Here is a 2,608-nt window from a genome sequence, read left to right on the forward strand (position 1 = left end):
CCCCTCAGGTGGAGGGAGGTTCACCGGCGGTGACGGCGGCCATGGCCACCTCATCGGTGAGCTCGGCGGCCTCTGCGAACTCGGCGCGAGCGGACGCCACATCCGCCGCGAAGTCCTCGTCCGGCCCGAATCGCCGGAGAACGTCGTTCAGCGCGGCTCCGTTGCCCGAAGGGGCGGCCCGACCAGCGCGACGCGGCGGCCGCCCCGGGCGCGAGCGCCGGGGCTCCTCGGGAGGTCGCACGGTCACCGCGCGGCCGGGTGCCGGCCGCCGATGGGCCATCTCGGGCCGGTGTCCGGGTCGCCCTGCCAGGCCCACTGGGAGTCGGGGGTGACGGTGATGCCGTAGTCGTACAGGTCGGGGCGGCCCAGCACCTCCCACTGCGTCCAGGCGGCCAGCACCTCGTCGCCGAGGCGGCGCGGCCCGCCCTGGAGGAGCTGCGGCCCGCCGTCCGTACGGGGGCGGATCTCGGCCCACGAGCGGTCCCCGTCGTGGACCAGGGTGGCGGGCCCGTCCTCGCCCCGCGCGGTGAACAGCACGGCGTCCGGGACGGCGACGCGCAGCGCGAACCGGAGGTGCCAGTCCTCCAGGCCGGCCGGGTCGCGGTCCAGTGCCCCGTGCACCTCGGGCTCGGCACCGCCGCGCACCTGCGCATGGGCGGCGGGGCCGGTGCTCGGCTGGGCCGGACCGGTCCGGTCGCCCATGAACTGGGCCAGGCCGTGGACCCAGCCGTGTGCGGCGGCGCCGTCGGCGGCGACGGTGAGGGCGACGTACCCCAACCGGCCCCAGGGGTAGACGATCCGCCCACCGGGCCGTACCGCCTCCACCCAGGACCAGGGCACGGTCTCGACGGCGTAGGTGGCGTGCAGCCGGTCGACCTGGCCGCCGCCCGGCACCCCGCCGTCGGTGCCGTCGCCTGCCGTCACCTCGGCGTCGAGCCCGGCGGCCGCGAGTCGGGTGCGGGCGAACGCGGCCAGGTGCTCGTCGACTTCGGTGCCGACCACCAGCCTGGGCCCGGCCCGCCAGGCGGACAGTGCCGCCGTCCAGCCCTGGCCGGTGCCGAGGTCCCACACCCGGTGCCCCGGTTCCACGCGGAGGCTGTCCAGCATGTCCGCCACCACGGAGGGCGCGGACAACGACGACGACGGGAGTCCTCCGGTGAGCTGGGTGACGGCTGCGGAGTGGGCCCCGGAGTACAGTTCACCCGCCCAGCCGCCCGGATCCACCGCGCGGTCGAGCGGTACGTAGGCCCGGCCGTCCCACCGCCACAACCGGTCCGGTGCGAACCCGTCCCGGGGCAGCGCGGCGAAGGCCTGGCGCAGCCACGGCGAGTCGGCCGGCCACGCCCCGCCCCGCTCCATCTCCGCGTGCAGGCCTGCCCGATGCCCGGCCAGGCCCCCGTCGTCGCCGGCCGTCACTTCTTGTGCTTCCCGTTGCCCGGCGGCGGAACGTCGACCTTGCTGTCGCTGTTGTTCGGCGGCGGAGTCCCCTGCCCGGGATCCGGCGGCTGCTTCTCGTGCTCGCCCATCGCAGCGTCCCTTCGGTCGTACTCAACGGTCGGCGACCAATCTGGCGCAGCACCGCACCGGGCGGTAGAGGCGTGCGGGAGCTGCCAGGGGCGCGTGCGCGTGTGTGTCCCGCCGGACCATGCGGGGACCACCCCGGCCGCGTGAGAAGTCGGCCGGGCCGACTTCTCGTGCGGTCGGCGGATGGCCGCCTCACCCGCGACGGCCGCGGGTGTTCCGTCCCGTGCGGTCGGGGACGCGGCTGCCACCTGTGGCGGCGCCTGGAAAACCCCGGCGGGTCTTGCGGGCGCTGCCGTAGGATCCGGGCCCGTGCAGAGTGACGATACGACCGCTTCCGAGAGTGCCCAGGTCACCGAGGAGCCCAGTGGCCTCCGGGCGATCTGGGCGAACACCCTGGAGCCGGTGGCTCCGCTGCCCTGGTACCGGCGGGTGCCCCGCAGTGCCGTGATCGCGGGGGCCGTGGTCGTCGTCCTGTTCGCCGCGGTGACCGTCGCGGCGGTGACCGGGGTCGGCGCCCCGACGCGGCACCGGATCGTGCTCGCGGACCGGATCGGCGACCAGGTGCGGCTCCCGGACGAGGACAGCATCCTGACCCTGCGCGCCGACATCGAGCGGCAGATGACGGCCCTGCGGCCGTACCGGGAGCTGACGGTGGCCGGCTACGGCCCCGCCGGGGCGACCGAATCCACGCTGACCGTGATCGGGCTGACCGGCAGCTTCCCGGACGTCCGGCGGGAGCTGGACAAGTACTTCGGCACGGAGACGCAGACGACGGGCGCCCCGTCGGATGACCCGGTGGTGGTCGAGCGCCAGGACTACCCGGCCGGCCCCCTCGGCGGCGCGATGGACTGCGCGGTGCTCGACTTCCCGGCCCTGCCCCAGACCACCTGCGCCTGGGCGGACGGCAGCACCGTCGGCGTCGTCGTCGACGAGACGGGCGCCAGCGAGCCCGGGGAACTGGCCCGGCGCACGCTGGACATCCGGGCCGCCGTCGAGGTCGAGGCGAAGGACTGACCGACGGTCCAGCCGGAACCGGCGACCTGTGGGGGACCCGGACCGGGAGCCGTGGAACCGACCCCCACCA

The 2,608-nt window shown here is 75.8% G+C and carries 2 protein-coding genes; one reads left to right on the top strand and one right to left on the bottom strand.

Annotated elements, in window-relative coordinates; genetic code table 11:
• Positions 1-243: 243 nt before the first annotated feature.
• A complete protein-coding gene (locus tag ACFU6K_RS36235) occupies positions 244-1,416 on the bottom strand; it encodes a protein-L-isoaspartate O-methyltransferase (protein ID WP_380670484.1) in 1,173 nt (390 codons plus the stop codon).
• A 417-nt stretch (positions 1,417-1,833) separates the two neighbouring features.
• On the opposite strand from ACFU6K_RS36235, the gene ACFU6K_RS36240 reads away from it, so the two are divergent.
• Positions 1,834-2,538 (top strand): hypothetical protein, encoded by a 705-nt coding sequence (locus ACFU6K_RS36240; protein WP_380670486.1) that lies wholly within the window; start codon positions 1,834-1,836, stop codon positions 2,536-2,538.
• The last annotated feature ends 70 nt before the right edge of the window (positions 2,539-2,608 follow it).

Origin of the sequence: Kitasatospora sp. NPDC057512 (genome assembly GCF_042802135.1) — a bacterium.
GTDB lineage: Bacteria > Actinomycetota > Actinomycetes > Streptomycetales > Streptomycetaceae > Kitasatospora.